This window comes from Ramlibacter sp. AN1015, assembly GCF_037726105.1.
Classification (GTDB): domain Bacteria; phylum Pseudomonadota; class Gammaproteobacteria; order Burkholderiales; family Burkholderiaceae_C; genus Ramlibacter.
Window position 1 is genome coordinate 250,043 of sequence record NZ_JBBJUM010000006.1, and the last position, 17,410, is coordinate 267,452.

At 69.0% G+C, this 17,410-nt stretch carries 17 protein-coding genes; 9 read left to right on the forward strand and 8 right to left on the reverse strand.

Features of this window, described 5'->3' with window-relative positions; translation table 11 throughout:
- Positions 1-4 precede the first annotated feature (4 nt).
- The 3 genes from prfB to WG922_RS12165 all read right to left on the reverse strand — a co-directional run bounded on the left by prfB (position 5) and on the right by WG922_RS12165 (position 3,143).
- A protein-coding gene (gene prfB / locus WG922_RS12155) for a peptide chain release factor 2 (RefSeq protein ID WP_340282893.1) occupies positions 5-1,109 on the reverse strand; the annotation gives its coding sequence in 2 pieces (ribosomal slippage) (positions 5-1,027 and positions 1,029-1,109; 1,104 coding nt in all).
- Positions 1,110-1,222: 113 nt separating this feature from the next.
- On the reverse strand, positions 1,223-2,146 hold the full coding sequence (locus WG922_RS12160) for a hypothetical protein (protein ID WP_340282894.1): 924 nt from the start codon (positions 2,144-2,146) through the stop codon (positions 1,223-1,225).
- 85 nt (positions 2,147-2,231) lie between these two features.
- Entirely contained in the window at positions 2,232-3,143 is a 912-nt protein-coding gene (locus tag WG922_RS12165; protein ID WP_340282895.1) for an alpha/beta fold hydrolase, read from the reverse strand.
- Positions 3,144-3,169: 26 nt separating this feature from the next.
- Between WG922_RS12165 and WG922_RS12170 the strand changes: the two genes are divergently transcribed.
- From WG922_RS12170 to plsY, 8 genes are all read left to right on the forward strand, one after another.
- Positions 3,170-4,921 (forward strand): acyl-CoA synthetase, encoded by a 1,752-nt coding sequence (locus WG922_RS12170; RefSeq protein WP_340282896.1) that lies wholly within the window; start codon positions 3,170-3,172, stop codon positions 4,919-4,921.
- Positions 4,922-5,029: 108 nt separating this feature from the next.
- A complete protein-coding gene (locus tag WG922_RS12175) occupies positions 5,030-6,001 on the forward strand; it encodes a TRAP transporter substrate-binding protein (protein ID WP_340282898.1) in 972 nt (323 codons plus the stop codon).
- A 56-nt stretch (positions 6,002-6,057) separates the two neighbouring features.
- Entirely contained in the window at positions 6,058-6,552 is a 495-nt protein-coding gene (locus WG922_RS12180; protein ID WP_340282899.1) for a TRAP transporter small permease, read from the forward strand.
- Between the two features lie 178 nt (positions 6,553-6,730).
- Positions 6,731-8,011 carry a TRAP transporter large permease gene (locus WG922_RS12185; RefSeq protein ID WP_340282900.1) on the forward strand — a complete coding sequence of 427 codons (1,281 nt, stop codon included), beginning with the start codon at positions 6,731-6,733 and terminating at the stop codon, positions 8,009-8,011.
- A gap of 3 nt (positions 8,012-8,014) precedes the next feature.
- On the forward strand, positions 8,015-9,301 hold the full coding sequence (locus WG922_RS12190; RefSeq protein WP_340282901.1) for a glycerate kinase type-2 family protein: 1,287 nt from the start codon (positions 8,015-8,017) through the stop codon (positions 9,299-9,301).
- Positions 9,302-9,381: 80 nt separating this feature from the next.
- Positions 9,382-10,443, forward strand: a complete 1,062-nt coding sequence (locus tag WG922_RS12195) for an aldo/keto reductase (protein ID WP_340282902.1) — start codon at positions 9,382-9,384, stop codon at positions 10,441-10,443.
- A 9-nt stretch (positions 10,444-10,452) separates the two neighbouring features.
- Positions 10,453-10,959 carry an aminoacyl-tRNA deacylase gene (locus tag WG922_RS12200; protein WP_340282903.1) on the forward strand — a complete coding sequence of 169 codons (507 nt, stop codon included), beginning with the start codon at positions 10,453-10,455 and terminating at the stop codon, positions 10,957-10,959.
- A gap of 192 nt (positions 10,960-11,151) precedes the next feature.
- Positions 11,152-11,781, forward strand: a complete 630-nt coding sequence (gene plsY / locus WG922_RS12205) for a glycerol-3-phosphate 1-O-acyltransferase PlsY (RefSeq protein ID WP_340282905.1) — start codon at positions 11,152-11,154, stop codon at positions 11,779-11,781.
- 66 nt (positions 11,782-11,847) lie between these two features.
- Here plsY and WG922_RS12210 read toward each other — a convergent pair whose 3' ends face one another.
- From WG922_RS12210 to WG922_RS12220, 3 genes are read right to left on the reverse strand one after another with little or no spacing between them, the layout of a single operon-like run.
- Positions 11,848-13,443, reverse strand: a complete 1,596-nt coding sequence (locus tag WG922_RS12210) for an MFS transporter (protein WP_340282907.1) — start codon at positions 13,441-13,443, stop codon at positions 11,848-11,850.
- Positions 13,443-14,111, reverse strand: coding sequence for a retropepsin-like aspartic protease family protein (locus WG922_RS12215; protein WP_340282908.1), 669 nt, complete (start codon positions 14,109-14,111; stop codon positions 13,443-13,445). Before WG922_RS12215 ends, WG922_RS12210 begins: the two co-directional genes overlap by 1 nt.
- A 4-nt stretch (positions 14,112-14,115) precedes the next feature.
- Positions 14,116-14,601 carry a YajQ family cyclic di-GMP-binding protein gene (locus WG922_RS12220; protein WP_340282909.1) on the reverse strand — a complete coding sequence of 162 codons (486 nt, stop codon included), beginning with the start codon at positions 14,599-14,601 and terminating at the stop codon, positions 14,116-14,118.
- A gap of 41 nt (positions 14,602-14,642) precedes the next feature.
- On the opposite strand from WG922_RS12220, the gene murB reads away from it, so the two are divergent.
- Complete coding sequence (gene murB / locus WG922_RS12225; RefSeq protein WP_340282911.1) at positions 14,643-15,683, forward strand: UDP-N-acetylmuramate dehydrogenase; 1,041 nt, start codon at positions 14,643-14,645, stop codon at positions 15,681-15,683.
- Between the two features lie 71 nt (positions 15,684-15,754).
- On the opposite strand, the gene WG922_RS12230 is transcribed toward murB, so the two are convergent.
- Together WG922_RS12230 and argG are read right to left on the reverse strand one after the other, a co-directional pair.
- Positions 15,755-15,934: a hypothetical protein gene (locus tag WG922_RS12230; protein WP_340282912.1), complete on the reverse strand. Its 180-nt coding sequence runs from the start codon at positions 15,932-15,934 to the stop codon at positions 15,755-15,757.
- Between the two features lie 140 nt (positions 15,935-16,074).
- Positions 16,075-17,406 carry an argininosuccinate synthase gene (gene argG, locus WG922_RS12235; RefSeq protein WP_340282913.1) on the reverse strand — a complete coding sequence of 444 codons (1,332 nt, stop codon included), beginning with the start codon at positions 17,404-17,406 and terminating at the stop codon, positions 16,075-16,077.
- Between the last annotated feature and the right edge of the window lie 4 nt (positions 17,407-17,410).

Genomic DNA, 17,410 nt, shown 5'->3' on the forward strand with positions numbered 1-17,410 from the left:
GGGGTTAAACGCCCTGCTTCAACGAGGCTTCGATGAAGGGGTCGAGGTCGCCGTCGAGCACCTTCTGCGTGTTGGAGATCTCCACGTTGGTGCGCAGGTCCTTGATGCGGCTCTGATCCAGCACATAGCTGCGGATCTGGTGGCCCCAGCCCACGTCGGTCTTGGTGTCCTCGAGCTTCTGCTGTTCTTCCATGCGCTTGCGCATTTCATGGTCGTACAGCCGCGAGCGCAGGCGCTGCCAGGCGACGTCGCGGTTGCTGTGCTGGCTGCGGCTGTCCTGGCATTGCACCACGATGCCGGTGGGCACGTGGGTCAGGCGGACGGCCGAGTCGGTCTTGTTGATGTGCTGGCCGCCCGCACCCGAGGCGCGGTAGGTATCGACGCGCACGTCGGCGGGGTTGATGTTGATCTCCACCGAGTCATCGACTTCGGGGTAGACGAACACGCTGGCGAAGCTGGTGTGGCGCCCGCCCGCGGAGTCGAAGGGCGACTTGCGCACCAGCCGGTGCACGCCGGTTTCGGTGCGCAGCAGGCCGTAGGCGTACTCGCCCTCGATCTTGATGGTGGCGCCCTTGATGCCGGCGATGTCGCCGGCCGACTCTTCCTCGACCACCGCCTTGAAGCCCTTGCGCTCGGCATAGCGCAGGTACTGGCGCAGCAACATGCCCGCCCAGTCGCAGGCCTCGGTGCCGCCCGCGCCGGCCTGGATGTCCAGGAAAGCATTCATGGGGTCGGCCGGCCGGTTGAACATGCGGCGGAACTCCAGCGCCTCGATCTCGGTGGTGATGCGCTGGGCGTCGGTCTCCAGCGTGGCGAGACCGCCCTCGTCGCCTTCCTCCTTGCTCATGTCGTAGAGCTCGAGGTCGTCCGAGAGGTCGCGCTCGAGCGCCTGCAGCGTGACGACGACGCTGTCGAGCTGCTTCTTTTCCTTGCCCAGTTCCTGGGCCTTCTTCGGGTCGTTCCAGACGGCTGGATCTTCCAGCGCGGCGTTGACGGTCCTCAGGCGTTCGGCTTTGGCATCGTAGTCAAAGATACCTCCGTAAGTCCGCGCAGCGGGACTGCAGGTCCAGGAGGGTGGTGCCGATGAGGTTGATGCGTTCTGCGTCCATGGGGTGCGATTTCCGGTGCGTGGCCGGCCCGTCGGGCCTGCCGGTCAAAGCCACGGATTTTCGCACGCGGTGCAGCCGCGCCGGGCCGGCCGCAGGACGCGGCCGCTGCTATTTCAGCGGAACGAGCCCAGCTGGGCCTGCGCCCGGCGGTTGCCGGCGCTGGCGGCGCGCTCGAACCACTGGATGGCCTGCGTGCGGTCGGCCGCCACGGCGGCGCCGTTGAGGTAGGCCATGCCCAGGAAGTAGCTCATCTCGGCGCGGCCCCAGCGGATGCCGTCGTCGGTCGACTTGCCCGATCGGCGCACCACGGCCGGGATGTCGCCGTTGCCGTTGGCGAAGTTGTGCATCTGCTGCACGGTCTCGGAAAAGAAGCGGTTGCGCACCTGCGTGGCGGTGGCGGCGTCGGGCTGGGTGGCGACCAGCTCGTCGGCGAGCACGGTCATGGCCTCGAAAGGCGTCATACCGCCGGCCATGCGCGGTGAGTACCAGGCCCGGAGCATGACCTGGTCCAGCGGCAGCAGCGCATCGACCTTGAACGGGAAATAGCTCAGCACCGTCTTGCCCGCCGGATGGCCGCGCACGCCCATGACGTGCATGGCTTCGTGGTGCGCGCAGCGCCACGCATCCTTGCTGCGCATCTGCACGCTGGCGGTTTCGATGCGGGTCTCGTTGCGGAAATTGAGCACCGTCACGCAGGGCTGGTTGTCTTCGAGTGCGGTGTCCGGCGTGATTTCAATAGTGAGGTTGGCCGGCAGGTCGGGCCGGTCGCTCACGTCCACCAGCCGGATGTTGGCCTCGGTGGTGACGGCCGACATGGCCTGGAGCACCATGTCGCGGTGCTTCGCCACGTCGATGCCCGACAGGCGCATGTGGATGTCGCCCTCCCAGCGCACCACGCGGGTCGGCGTGCCGCTCTGGTGCCAGAGCACCTCCCACATCGTGGCCAAGCCCTCTTCCAGGTCATCGGTAGCCCGGGCCATGCCCGGGATGATGAGCGCCGCTGCCAGCAGCAGCGCCGAATACGTCCTGCTCTTCAAAGCTGTGATCCCTCAGCAATTTGAGGTTACAGCTTACGGGTAGGAGTGCTCCTACGGCAACAGCTCTGTGCGTCCTACGTGCGGCTCAGTCGCCATTCGAGAAAAAAGTCTCGCAAAGCTCGGCAATACGTGCGGGTTGGTCGTGGTGCAGCATGTGGCCGGCGTCCTCCACGCGGGCGGTCTGCAGCCGTGGCACGCAGCGCAGCCGCTCGTGGAACTCAGCCAGGGTGAACCGGTCCTGCCACCAGCGCGAGAGGCTGTCGTCGCCCGCCTCGACCCAAAGGACGGGCGGGGTGATCCGTCGGTAGCTCTCCAGCATCTCGTCCACGCGGAACAGCTGGGCCGAGGTCACCTTGTGCCCGGCGTCGCCCAGGATGCGCCAGCGGCCCTGCGCATCGGGGCGGGCCCACTGCCGGGCCAGCCAGCGCGCCCGGTCCAGGTCGAGGCGGCGGTTGGTCTTCATGAGCCGCTGCGCCACACCTTCGGCATCGCCGTAGGACTGCAGGTCCATCGCGCCGCGGTGCAGCGCCTTGAGCTCGTCCATCCAGCGCGCATAGCGGCCCGGCGCCTGCGAGGGCCGCGTGGCGGGCATGCCGAAGCCTTCGAGGTTCACCAGCCGGCGGATGCGCTCGGGCCGGGCGCCTGCGTACAGCATCGACACCGTGCCGCCCATGCTGTGGCCGACCAGATGCACCGGACGTTCGGCGACGAAGTGGTCGAGCAGGAAGTCGAGATCGGCCAGGTAGTCGGGAAACCAGTAGGTGTCGGCCGCCGGGCCCTCGGTGAGACCGAAGCCGCGCCAGTCGGGCGCGATGATGAAGTGCTCGCGTCGCAGGGCGTCCACCACGAACTGCCACGATGCGGCCACGTCCATCCAGCCGTGCAGCAGGACCAGCGGCGTGCGCTCCTCGGAGGGCTCGCCCCACAGGCGCACGTGGTAGCGCAGGCCGCGCAGGGGCACAAATGCGCTGCGCGCCTCGCGTCGACATTGATACATTCGCCCGATCATAAGGAGACGGTGCAATGGCAGGCAGTCGAGCCAGGGACAACCACGCAGCGCTGCACGCGCAGTTCCGCTGGCAGGTGCCGGCGCGCTTCAACATCGCGCAGGTCTGCTGCACGCGCTGGGCCGAGGCGGGCGACGGTGCGCAGCGCACGGCCGTCATCGCCCATGGCGCGCCGGCCGTCCGGGCTGCCCTGAGTTACGCCCAGCTGCAGCGGCGCGCCAACCGGCTGTCGCACCTGCTGCGCGAACTGGGCGTCGAGCGCGGCGACCGCGTAGCCATCGTGATGCCCCAGCGTTTCGAGACCGCGGTGGCCTACATGGCGGTGCTGCAGATGGGTGCCGTGGCCATGCCGCTGTCGATGCTCTTCGGGCCCGAGGCGTTGCAATACCGGCTGCACGACAGCGAGGCGGTGGTGGCCTTGTGCGACGAAAGCTCGGTGGCGTCGCTGCTGTCGGTGCGCGCGAGCTGCCCGGCGCTGCGCAGCGTGGTGGGCGTCGGCGCCGCGGCGCTGCGCGCCGACCTCGACTGGGAGGCCGAGTTGGCCGGCAGGCCGGAAACCTTCGAGGCGGCCGACACCGCGGCCGACGATCCGGCCGTCCTGATCTACACCAGCGGCACCACCGGCGCCCCGAAAGGCGCGCTCGTTCCGCACCGCGCCCTCATCGGCAACCTGCCCGGTTTCGTGTGCAGCCAGAACTGGTTCGGCTTCGACCCCGCCACGGGGGCCGACCCGCAAGACCAGGTGTTCTGGTCGCCTGCGGACTGGGCCTGGACCGGCGGCCTCATGGACGCGCTGCTGCCCGCGCTCTATTTCGGGCGGCCCATCGTCGCGTGCAACGCGCGCTTCGGCCCCGAGCTCGCCTACACGTTGATGCAGCAGCACGGCGTGACGCACACCTTCCTGTTTCCGACGGCGCTCAAGGCCATGATGAAGGCGTATCCCCAGCCGCGCCGCAGCTTCCGCCTGCGGCTGCAGGCCATCATGAGCGCGGGCGAGGCGGTCGGTGACGCCGTGTTCGCCTATTGCCGCGACCAGCTGGGCGTGGTGGTCAACGAGATGTTCGGCCAGACCGAGATCAACTACATCGTGGGCAACTGCGCGATGAACGGGCGGGACACGCCGGCCACCTGGCCGGCGCGCGCCGGCAGCATGGGCCGGCCGTATCCCGGGCACCGGGTGGCGGTCATCGACGAGGAGGGCCGCGAGTGCCCGCCAGGCGTCGCCGGCGACGTGGCGCTGCACCGCTGCGATGTGCACGGCCACCCCGATCCGATCTTCTTCCTCGGCTACTGGAAGAACCCCCAGGCGACCGCCGCCAAGTTCACCGGCGACTGGTGCCGCACCGGCGATCTCGCCATCCGCGACGCCGACGGCTACCTCTGGTACCAGGGCCGCGCCGACGACATGTTCAAGGCCGCGGGCTACCGCATCGGTCCCGGGGAAATAGAGAACTGCCTGGTCAAGCATCCCGCGGTGGCCAATGCCGCGGTGGTGCCCAAGCCCGACCGCGAGCGCGGCGCGGTGGTCAAGGCCTATGTGGTGCTCACCGCGCAGGCTGCGGCCGAGCGCGCCGGTGCCCGGGCGGCGGCTTTCGAGGCGCAGCTGGTGGCGCAGCTGCAGGCACACGTGAAGGGCCAGCTCGCGCCCTACGAGTACCCCAAGGAGATCGAGTTCATCGAGCAGCTGCCCATGACCACCACGGGCAAGGTGCAGCGCCGCGTGCTGCGGCTGCAGGAAGAAGAGCGCGCCCGCCAGGCGGCGGCCTGAGCCTGCCGCGCTGCGCTCCGTCTGGTTTCCCCGCATGGCCGCCCGCGGGACGCGCAGCTACATTGCACCCGCGTGCCGGCGTGGCACGACCATAAGCAGGAGACCGCCGTGAAATTCGCCAAACTGGCCCTTGCCCTCGGGCTGGCCCTGGGCTTCGCCTCGGGTGCGATCGCCCAGACCACCATGAAGATCAGCATCTCGGTGGCCCAGAACTCCCACCAGGGCGTGGCCATCGACACCTTCGCGCGCGAGGTCGAAAAGCGCACCAACGGACGCTACAAGATCCAGACCTTCTATTCGGGCTCCCTGGGCGGCGAGCGCGAGAGCATCGAGGCGGTGCAGCTGGGCACGCAGGAGCTCGCCTTCAGCTCCACCGGGCCGGTCCCCAACTTCGTGCCCGAGGCGCGCATCCTCGACATTCCCTTCCTGTTCCGCGACAAGGGCCACGCCCGCGCCGTGCTCGACGGCCCCATCGGCCAGGAGATGCTGACCAAGTTCGACTCCAAGGGCTTCAAGGCCCTGGCCTGGGCCGAGAACGGCTTCCGCCACATGACCAACAGCAAGCGCGCGGTCAACACGCCCGACGACCTCAAGGGCCTGAAGATGCGCACCATGGAGAACCCGGTGCACGTGCAGGCGTACAAGGGTCTGGGCATCGTCACCACGCCGATGGCCTTCCCCGAGGTGTTCACCGCCCTGCAGCAGGGCACCGTCGATGGCCAGGAAAATCCGCTGTCGGTCATCATGGCCGCCAAGTTCGACCAGGTGCAAAAGCACCTTTCGCTGACCGGCCACGTGTATTCGCCGGCCATCTTCCTGATGAACAAGGGCAGCTTCGACAAGCTCTCGGCAGCCGACAAACAGGCCTTCATCGACGCCGCCAAGGAAGGCACCAAAGCCAACCGCGCGCGTGTCGACGAGGACGACGCCAAGGGCGTGGCCGACCTGCGCAGCAAAGGCATGCAGGTGGTCGACAACCTCGACAAGAACCGCTTCGTCAGCACGCTGGCTCCGGTGAACGCCGAATTCGAGAAGCAGTTCGGCAAGGCCAACATCGAACGCATCCGAAATTACAAGTAAGCCGACGGCGGGAGGAGGGCGGCGGCCCCCGCAGCTGGCGGGTGGCGCTGCTGCAGATGAAGCAAGCGTTCCTGCGTCTCGAGCGCCTGGCCACCGAACTGTCGCTGGCCGGCGCCTGCGCCATGCTGGTGGTCGCCAGCGCCCTGGGCGTGTTCCAGATTTTCACGCGCTTCGTGCTCGAGCAGCCCGCCGAGTGGACCGAGGTGCTGATCCGCTTCTCGCTGATCTGGATGGTGTTCCTGGGCATTCCGGTGGCCTTCCGCCAGGGTGCGATGGTCAGCGTGGACGTGCTCTATCGCTGGAGTCGGCCGTCCGTGCGCCGCGTGCTCGACTGGGTGGTCTGCATCGCCGCCCTCGTGCTGATGGCGGTGCTGCTCTGGTGGGGCTGGGACTATGCGACGCGCGGGCGCGTGCAGACCATGATCGGCCTCGAGGGCGTCTCCATGTTCTGGGCCTACCTGGCCATGCCGGTGGGTGCCGCCTTCTCGGTGCTGGGCATCGTGGGAAACCTGCTCGATCCGCGCCGGCTGGAACTGGAGACCACGCAGTGATGCGGAATCGGCGGCGCAGATCCGGCGACCTTGGAGGCGGTGGCGCAGGAGCGGCGACGCAGGATCAGCGACCCGGACATGGCCGCGGAGTCACAGTGAAGAAAAAGTCCAGTGACAGGCACCCGCGCCCGCGCGGAACGCGCAGTGAGGGCAAACGCACCATGAAGGGAAGCACGCCGTGACGGCGCTCATGATCGGCACCATGGTGCTGTGCTTCGCACTCACCATCTCGGTGGCCGTGTCCATCGGCCTGGCGGCGGTGCTGGGCATCCAGGCGAGCAACGCGCACATGCTGATCTCGGTCAAGGAGATGTACAGCGCGATCAACAAGTTTCCGCTGGCCGCCGTCCCCTTCTTCATCCTGGCCGGCAACCTGATGGAGACCGGGGGCATTTCGCGGCGGCTGGTCGAGTTCGCCAAGTCCCTGGTGGGCGGCGTGCAGGGGGGCCTGCCCATGACCTGCGTGCTCACCTGCATGATCTTCGCGGCGGTGTCCGGCTCGTCGGTGGCGACCACCTTCGCCATCGGCGCCATCCTCATTCCGGCGCTGGTGCGCCACGGCTATCCGGTGTCCTATGCCGCCTCGCTGCAGGCCACGAGTGCCGAGCTGGGCGTGGTCATCCCGCCGTCCATTCCCATGATCCTCTACGGCGTCAGCGCCGAGGTGTCCATCGGGGAGCTGTTCGTGGCCGGCATCGGCCCGGGACTGCTGATCGGCGGCGCCCTGATGCTGTTCGTGTGGCTGTGGTGCCGCTGGAAGGGGTGGGGCCGCAACGACGGCGAAGGGCGGCTTCCGGTGGGGCGCGCCACGCTGCAGGCCGGCTGGGCGCTGCTGATGCCGGTCATCATCCTGGGCGGCATCTACGGCGGCATCTTCACTCCCACCGAGGCGGCGGCCGTGGCGGTGGCCTACGCGCTGCTCGTAGGCATGGTGATCTACCGCGAGATCGGCCTGCGCGACCTCTACGGCGTCCTGCGCAAGTCGGTGGTGTCCTCGGCCGTCATCATGTTCATCATCGCCAGCGCGGGGCTGTTCGCGTTCCTGCTCACGCGCGCTGGCGTTCCCGACGCGATCGGCCAGTGGCTCAAGGAGGTGCTGAGCACGCCGGTGTATTTCCTGCTGGGGGTCAACGCGGCGCTGTTCCTGATCGGCATGTTCATCGAGACCAGTGCCGCCATCATCGTGCTTGCGCCCATCCTCGCGCCCGTGGCAATGCACTTCGGCGTCGATCCGGTGCACTTCGGTCTGATCATGGTGGTGAACCTGGCCCTGGGCATGATTACTCCGCCTTTCGGCGTGAACCTGTTCGCCGCGTGCACGGTGGCCCGCATCTCCCTGGATCGCATCGTCTGGCAGCTGCTGCCCTTCGTGCTGGTGGTGCTGGCCTGCCTCATGATCGTCACTTTCGTGCCCGGGCTGTCGCTCGGGCTGCGCGACCTCGCCTACGGAACCCGCTGAGCCATGTCCACGCCCCCGTCCCTCGAGCGCCCCACCCCCGCGGCCGGCCGCGAACTGCTGCGCGCGCTGTTCGCCGAGGCACTCACGGCCGTCGATCCGCTCGCCGCGGTGCCGCGACACCTGCCGCCCAAGCCGCGCGGGCGCACCGTCGTGGTGGGAGCCGGCAAGGCGGCGGCGCGCATGGCGCTGGCGCTGGAGCAGGCCTGGGACGCACCGCTGAGCGGGCTGGTGGTCACGCGCTACGGGCACGGCGAGCCGTGCCGGCGCATCGAGGTGGTCGAGGCCGGCCACCCGGTGCCCGACGCGGCCGGCCTGCAGGCGGCGCAGCGCATCCGCGCATTGGTCGATGGGCTCGGCGCCGACGACCTGGTGATCGCACTCGTCTCCGGTGGCGGCTCGTCGCTGCTCACCGCGCCTGCCGAGGGGCTCGACCTGGCCGAGAAGCGCCAGCTCACCACCGCGCTGCTGCACTCGGGCGCCAACATCCACGAGATGAACTGCGTGCGCCGCCACCTCTCGTCCCTCAAGGGCGGCAAGCTGGCCGCCGCCTGCGGGCCTGCCGCGGTGTGGACGCTGGTGGTCTCCGACGTGCCGGGCGACGACCCGCGCACGGTGGCCTCCGGCCCGACGCTGCCCGACGACTCCACGCCGGCCGATGCACTGGAGGTGCTGCGGCGCTACGGCATCGCGCCCTCGCCGGGCGTGCGGCAGGTGCTGGAGCGGCCGCCGGCGGCGCCGGGCCGCGGCGTGGCGCAGGGGCCGCGGGAGTGTCGCGTCATCGCCACCGCCCAGTCGGCGCTGGAGGCGGCGGCCGCGGCGGCGCGCGCGCGCGGACTGCAGGCGCTGATCCTGGGCAATGCGCTTGAGGGCGAGGCGCGGCAGGTGGGGCTGGTGCACGCCGGCATCGCCCGCCAGGTCGCTGGGGTCGGCCAGCCGCTCGGCGCGCCCTGCGTGCTGCTCTCCGGCGGCGAGACCACCGTCACCGTCACGGGCCGCGGCCGGGGCGGGCGCAACGCCGAGTTCCTGCTGGGCGAGCTGATCGGGCTGGCCGGCCATCCGGGCGTGTGGGGCCTGGCCGCCGACACCGACGGCATCGACGGCAGCGAGAGCAACGCCGGCGCCGTCTTCGGCCCCGACAGCTGGGCGCGCGGCGAGCAGCTGGGGCTTGCGGCGCGCGAGCTGCTCGCGCGCAACGACGCGTTCAGCTACTTCGACGCCCTCGGCGACCTGGTCGTCACGGGGCCCACGCGCACCAACGTCAACGATTTCCGCGCCGCCCTGATCGCCTGAGGCAGCGCCTCGCAGGTGTGCCGTCCACCCCGGCGCCGGCCTACACTTGCCGGCCGACCACAGCCACCGACCCGCACCCCATGACTCCTGTCCGCCTCGGCCGCAGCGACCTGCACGTCAGCCCCATCTGCCTGGGCACCATGACCTTCGGCGAGCAGGTCGATGAAGCGCGCGCCCACGCCATCCTCGACCGGGCGCTCGAGCGGGGGGTCGATTTCCTCGACACCGCCGAGATGTACGCCGTGCCCGCGCGTGCAGAGACCTGCGGCGCCACCGAAACCATCATCGGCAACTGGTTTCGCCGCAACCCGTCGGCCCGCGCGCGGGTGACGCTCGCCACCAAGGTGGCGGGCCCGTCGCGCGGCATGCCCTGGATCCGCGCCGGCGCCGGCATGACCGCCCAGGACATCGTGGACTCGTGCGAAGGCTCGCTGCGCCGGCTGAACACCGACGTGATCGACCTCTACCAGATCCACTGGCCCGAGCGCACGGTGCCGGCCTTCGGCTCGCTCTATTACGACCCGAGCAAGGAGCGCAGCCAGACATCGATCCACGAGCAGCTGCAGGCCCTCGACGGCCTGGTGCGCGCGGGCAAGGTGCGCCACATCGGGCTGTCCAACGAGACGCCGTACGGCGTGCACGAGTTCGTGCGCCTGGCCGAAGCACACGGCTTGGCCCGCATAGCGACCGTGCAGAACGTCTATTGCCTCCTCAGCCGCGCCCTGGAGAACGGTCTCGACGAAACCATGCACCGGCTGGGCGTGTCGCTGCTGGCGTACTCGCCGCTGGCGTTCGGCCTCTTGACCGGCAAGTACGACGCCGGCGGCGTGAGCGGCCCCGACGCGCCGGCCGAAGCGCGCATCGCGAAGTTCGAGAGCGTGCGCAAGCAGCGCTGGGGGCGGCCTGAGGCCGTGGCGGCCGCGCGCCGCTACAACCAACTCGCCCGCGAGCACGGTCTCACCCCCACGCAGATGGCGCTCGCCTTCTGCTACACCAAGTGGCAGGTGGCCAGCACCATCATCGGCGTCACGTCCCTGGCGCAGCTCGACGAAAACCTGGACGCCTGGGGCACCCGGCTCGCCCCCGAGCTGCTCGCGCAGATCGACCAGATCCGCTGGGAGATCACGGACCCCGCAGCCTGAGCCGCCGCCATGGCCCGTCGCAAGCACGTGAGCGAAACGCCCGCCACCGCCTTTCTGCGGGCGCACGGAGTGGCCTTCACCGAGCACGCCTACGAGTGGATCGAGCATGGGGGCGCGCAGCACAGCGCCGAAGTGCTGGGGCTGGACCCGCACACCGTGGTCAAGACGCTGGTGATGGAGGACGAGGCGGCGCGGCCGCTGATCGTGCTGATGCACGGCGACCGCACGGTCTCGACCAAGAACCTCGCGCGCCAGATCGACGTGAAGTCGGTGGCCCCGTGCCGGCCCGAGGTGGCCAGCCGGCACAGCGGCTACCAGGTGGGCGGCACTTCGCCTTTCGGCACGCGGCGCAGCATGCCGGTCTACATCGAGCAGACCATCCTCGCGCTGCCGCGCATTGCCATCAACGGAGGGCGGCGCGGCTTGCTCGTGGGCATCGATCCGCAGGAGTGCGTGCGGCTGCTGCAGGCGCGGCCGGTGCAGTGCGCGCTGGCTATGGGTGCTGCGGGCGGGTGATCGGAGGGCTATCCATTTCCGCGCGCAGCCTTCCACCGTCTTCGACTCCCGGAGCCCAAGACCCTGAGCCCTGAGCCCTGAACCTTCTTCGAGCCCGGGGCCTTCTTCGAGCCCACAGGTCCGTTCGCCTCCGCAGCCATGCGAGGTCGGGCCCACGCAGGCGCTGAGCTGGCGCTGGCAGAATCGCGGCCCATGGACATCCTGCTACCCCTGACCGCGGGCATCGCCGCCTACCTTCTCGGCTCGCTCGCCTTTGCGGTCATCGTCAGCCGCGCGATGGGCCTGTCCGATCCGCGCACCTTCGGCAGCAAGAACCCCGGCGCCACCAACGTGCTGCGCTCGGGCAGCAAGGTTGCGGCGGGACTCACGCTCCTGCTGGACGCCTGCAAGGCGCTGGTGCCGGTGCTGCTGGTGCGAGCGTACGGCGCGCCCCATGGGCTGGAGGAGGGCACGGTGGCCCTGGTGGCGGTGGGCGCCTTCCTGGGCCATCTCTATCCGGTGTTCTTCCGCTTCGAGGGTGGCAAGGGGGTGGCCACCTTCTTCGGCGCGGTGTTCGGGATCGACTGGATGCTGGGCGTGGCGACCGGCCTCACCTGGCTGATCATCGCCTTCTTCTTTCGCTACTCGTCACTCGCCTCGCTGGTGGCTGCGGTGTTCGCGCCGATGTACTTCCTGCTGGGGGATCGCATCGCCTGGAGCGCCGACGCGCCCGAGGTCGCAGCCCTGTGCTTCATGGCCCTGCTGCTGGCCATGCGGCACCGCGCCAACATCGGCCGGCTGATCAAGGGTACCGAGTCACGCCTCGGAGCGAAGAAGCCGTAGGTCTGCGGGGCAAGAAGCGCTGTCCGTGGTGACGCGCTCCGGCGCACGACTCGCCGCGCCGACGCCTCAACCCTGCTCGATCAGGAAGCGCGTCACGCGCGGCGCCTCGCTGCCGATGTGGAACTGCAGGCGTCGCTCGCGCAGCTGCGCGTCGGCGGCGGTGATGCGGTCGAAGCGCCGCAGGTGCTCGGTCCAGGATTCATCGACCATCTGCTCGACATAGCGCCCCGGCTCTGCCAGGTCGTGCAGCAGGTGCCACTCGAGCGCGCCCTGCTGCAGCCGGCTGCGGCGGCTCAGCTCCATCAGGGCCAGGAAGTCGTTCTCGTGGGCGGGGTCGATCAGGTACTCGATGCACACCATGATGCGGCCCGGGCGCGGCGGCATCGCCATCTGCGGCACCCGCAGGACATTGGACGGCGTAAGGTCTTCTTCCGTCCCGCGATCGGGCACCAGGCGGTAGGCCAGGAGCATGAGCACCACGGCGCTCGCCGCCGAGGCCAGCAGGCTCTGGTGGATGGTCGTCCAGGTGGCGATCTGGCCCCAGAGCGCCGCGCCGGCGGCGGTCGATCCCATCAGCGCCATCTGGTAGATCGACATGCCGCGCGCGCGCACCCAGTCGGGCAGGGCCATCTGGGCGGAGAGCGTGAGCGAATTGGCCGAGGAGATCCAGGCCATGCCCGAGATGAACATGGCAGGGACGGCGAGCCAGACGGTGGGGGCGACCGCCAGCGCCGCCGCACTCGCGGCTTGCACCACGGTGCCTCCGAGAATGAGCTGGGGCAGCGTCACCATCCGGCGGATGCGCGGCATGAGCAGGGCCGCCAGGATCGCGCCCATGCCCATCGACGAGAGCAGCAGGGTGAAGGTGCCGGCACCGCCGCCGGGCAGCGCGCGGGCCAGCAAGGGCAGCAGCGCCAGGATGGCGGTGGAGTGGAAGAAGAACAGCGAGATGCGCAGCAGAATGCTGCGCATGCGGCTCGACTGGCGTACGTACTGCAGGCCCACGCGCATCGCGCTGGTGAGGCGCTCGCGCCCCAGCGGACTCTCCTTGTGCTCGCGCCGCCAGCGCATGATGATGAAGCCGGCCACCAGGGACAGCACCGCGTTGAACACGAACACCCAGGCGCTGCCCGCGCCTGCGATGATCGCGCCGGCCAGCAGCGGCCCGACGATGCGCGAGCCGTTCATCGCGATGCCGTTCAGGGCCAGCCCCTGGGGCAGCTGTGCCCGCGGCAGCACCTCGGGCATGATGGCCGAGAACACCGGCCATCGCATCGCCAAGCCCACGCCGTTGGCAAAGGTGAGCAGCAGCAGCAGGGCAGGCGTCATCCACCCGAGCAGCACCGCGACGCACAGCACGCTCGCGATGCCGGCAACCCAGAACTGCGTCACCATGAAATAGCGGCGCCGATCGACGATGTCGGCCAGCGCGCCGCTGGGAAGGCCCAGCAGGAACACCGGCAGCGTCGAGGCCGCCTGCACCAGCGCGACCCACAGCGGCGAGGGCGCCAGCGACGTCATCAGCCATGCGGCCGCGACATCGTTCATCCACATCGTGGTGTTGGCGGCGAACCAGGTGATCCAGAGCATCCGGAACACGGGCAGCCGCAGGGGCCCGAACGGCGAGTTCGACGCGCGCTGTTCGGCGCTGGCAGTGGGCATCAGTAGCGTCGCTCGAGCACCATCTGCTCGTTCTCGCGTTTCATCTGGAAGCGGATGAGAAAGCTGTTGCCCAGCAGGATGTGCGGCATGGACTGCGGCGTGACCACGGCATCGACCTCGTGGGCCTCGACGTCGCCGATGCGCACGGAACCGAGCTTTAGGCGCCAGCCGGTGGTGCTGCCGTTGGCGGTGTTGACCTGCACCGGGCGGCCCGCGCGGTAGTTCAGGCCGATGCGGTCGGCGTCGCCGGCGCTCAGCGCCACCACCGACGCGCCGGTGTCCACCAGGAAGGGCAGGGTGCGTCCGTTGACCGCGGCGATGCCGGTGAAGTGGCCATTGCTGCCGGCGGTGAGCACGATGCGGGTGCCGCGCGGCGGGGCGCCGCCGCCTCCGATGCTCACCGGAGCCTCTCCCACGCGGAGCGTCTGGCGCCGGCCTCCGATCTCGATCACCGCCTCACCCGCCGCCGTGGACACCAGCGTCACGCCGTGGTGGGTGTCGCCGGGCACGAGCGCCTTGGGCGCGCCGCCATCGATGGTGAGCAGTGCGCGCGTGCCCATGGTGCCGTGCAGGCCCACCGACTGGGCCCAGGCCGGCATGGCGAGCGCCAGGAGTGCCAGGAGCAGCGACAGGGTCAGCGCCCGCGACGGCGTGAGGACGGCCGGCATCCGGTCAGTCGCGGAAGTTGTCGAAGCTCAGGGGCAGATCGGGGATGTCCTTGCGGATCAGCGCCATGGCCGTTTGCAGGTCGTCACGCTTGGCGCCGGTGACGCGCACCGCGTCGCCCTGGATGGCGGCTTGCACCTTCAGCTTGCTGTCCTTGATGAGCTTCTGGATCTTCTTGGCCTGCTCGGACTCGATGCCGCTGCGCACCTTGACGACCTGCTTGACCTTGTCGCCGCCGACCTTCTGGACGGCTCCCTTGTCGAGAAAGCGCACATCGACGTTGCGCTTGGCCAGCTTGTTCGTGAGGATGTCCTCGACCTGCTGAAGCTGGAATTCGGCGTCGCCGAACAGGGTGATGTCCTTGTCCTTGAACTCGATCGCGGCCGAGGTGCCCTTGAAATCGAAGCGCGTTCCAATCTCCTTGGAGGTGTTGTCAACGGCGTTTTTCACCTCGACCAGGTTGGGTTCGCAGACGGTGTCGAAAGATGGCATGGATGCTCCGTGTCGCTGTTCCCGGGTGCGACAATTCTCCCATGATCGTCGAGCAGAACGTGCCGCTGCAGGCCCACAACAGCTTCGGCATCGTCGCCAAGGCGCGCGAGCTGGTGCGCGTGCGCGGCGAAGAAGACGTGCGGGCGCTGCTGGCCGATCCCACGCGGGCAGGTGCTCCGAAATTCGTTCTGGGCGGCGGCAGCAACATCGTGCTCACGGGTGACGTCAAGCCGCTGGTGCTCAAGGTGGAGATCGAAGGCGTTCGCGTGGTCGAGGACGGCGCCCGGGCCACCATCATCGAGGCCGGCGCCGGAGTGAACTGGCATGCCTTCGTCACCTGGACCCTCGACCACGGCTTTCCCGGACTGGAGAACCTGGCACTCATTCCAGGCAGCGTCGGGGCGTCGCCCGTGCAGAACGTCGGAGCCTATGGTGTGGAACTCCAGGACCGCTTCGAGGCGCTGGACGCGATCGACCTCGCCACCGGTCGCATCTTCACGCTCGGTGCCGGCCAGTGCGCCTTCGGATACCGCGATTCCGTGTTCAAGCACGTCCCGGCCAAGGAGGGCGACCTCGGGCTCGCCGGCCGGGCGCTGATCCTGCGGGTGCGGTTCCGTCTGCCCAAGCCGTGGAAGCCGGTGCTCGGCTACCTCGACCTGTCGCGCAAGCGGGCCGAGAGCGGAGTCGATGCACCGAGCGCGCGGCAGGTCTACGACTGGGTCTGCGCGATCCGCCAGAACAAGTTGCCCGACCCGCGCGTGCTGGGCAATGCCGGCAGTTTCTTCAAGAACCCGACCGTCACGCCCGAACAGTGCCACGACATCATCGCGCGCGAGCCGAACATCGTGCACTACCCGATGCCCGACGGTTCGGTGAAGCTCGCGGCCGGGTGGCTGATCGACGCCTGCGGCTGGAAAGGCAAATCGGTGGGCAAGGCCGGCGTCTACGAGAAGCAGGCCCTGGTGCTGGTGAACCGTGGCGGCGCGACGGGAGGCGAGGTGGTGACGCTCGCCCGTGCAATCCAGACCAGTGTGTATGAACGCTTCGGCATCCGGCTGGAGCCGGAGCCGGTGGTGGTCTGACGCCGCTGGCGAGGCGCTGTTCGTTCAAATGCGTACGTGGGCCGAAGTCCCTCGTACGCCTTTGAAACGACTCAGTACGAGCCAGGCCGGTTGCTGTCGCGGTCGCGCCCGGTGAGTTTGCGGCCGGCCTCCTTCAGCGAGGCCTTGGCGCGGCCGGCTTCGACCGGGCTCTTGCGCCTATACGAATCCCAGGCCTTCTTGGCAAGGCCCGAGGTGATGGCGAGCATGACGACTTTTCTGAACAGGGCCATGGTGTGCTCCGATGCGTTGGGTGGATGGGGGATGGATCCACGCAGCGTACGGTCGAGGCCAGGCGCGCGGGGACCAGAAAAGTCGCGCATGTGCGTCAGTGACGGCTTACGGCGCGGAGCGGCGTTCCCGCCGCCGCCGCTTACTTGCCGCCTGTCAGCCGCAGCAACTGCTCGGCGTCGCCGCCGGAGAGCAGCCCCGCTTCGCTATACACACCCAGCTTTTCGCGCGTGTCGGTAATGTCGAGGTTGCGCATCGTCAGCTGGCCGATGCGGTCGCGCGGCGAGAACATCGACTCGCCTTTTTCCATGGTGAGCCGCTCGGGCTTGTAGGTCAGGTTGGGCGACGCGGTGTCGAGCAGGCTGTAGTCGTTGCCGCGGCGCAGCTCGAGGGTGACTTCACCGGTGATCGCGCGGGCCACCCAGCGCTGGGCCGTCTCGCGCAGCATGAGTGCCTGCGGGTCGAACCAGCGACCCTGGTAGAGCAGGCGGCCGAGGCGCCGACCGTTGTCGCGGTACTGCTCGATGGTGTCCTCGTTGTGGATGCCGGTCACCAGGCGCTCGTAGGCGATGAACAGCAGCGCGAGACCGGGAGCTTCATAGATGCCGCGGCTCTTGGCCTCGATGATGCGGTTTTCGATCTGGTCGCTCATGCCCAGGCCGTGGCGACCGCCGATCCGGTTGGCCTCGAGGATCAGCTCCACCGGGTCGCTGAAGCTGCGGCCGTTGAGGGCCACCGGCTGGCCTTCCTCGAAGCGCACGGTGACTTCCTCAGCCGCGACCGGCACGTCGTCTTTCCAGAAGGCGACGCCCATGATCGGATTGACGATGCGGATACCGGAGTTGAGGTGCTCGAGGTCCTTCGCCTCGTGGGTCGCGCCGAGCATGTTCGAGTCGGTGGAGTAGGCCTTCTCCGCCGACATCTTGTAGGCGAAGCCTGCCTGCTGCATGAACGCCGACATTTCGGCGCGCCCGCCGAGTTCGTCGATGAAGGCCTGGTCCAGCCAGGGCTTGTAGATGCGCAGGCCGGGGTTGGTGAGCAGGCCGTAGCGGTAGAAGCGCTCGATGTCGTTGCCCTTGAAGGTGCTGCCGTCGCCCCAGATGTTGACGTCGTCCTCCTTCATGGCCGCCACCAGCATGGTGCCGGTCACGGCACGTCCGAGCGGCGTGGTGTTGAAGTAGGTGATGCCGGCGGTGGAGATGTGGAAGGCGCCCGACTGCAGCGCGGCGATGCCTTCCTGCGCGAGCTGGCGGCGGCAGTCGATCAGGCGCGCCTGCTCGGCGCCGTACTGCATGGCCTTGCGCGGGATCTCGTCGTAGTCGGGCTCGTCCGGCTGCCCCAGGTTGGCCGTGTAGGCGTAGGGCACGGCGCCCTTCTGGCGCATCCAGTGCAGGGCGGCGCTGGTGTCCAGGCCGCCGGAAAAAGCGATGCCGACCTTCTGGCCGACGGGCACGTGTTCGAGGATGGTGCTCATGGGG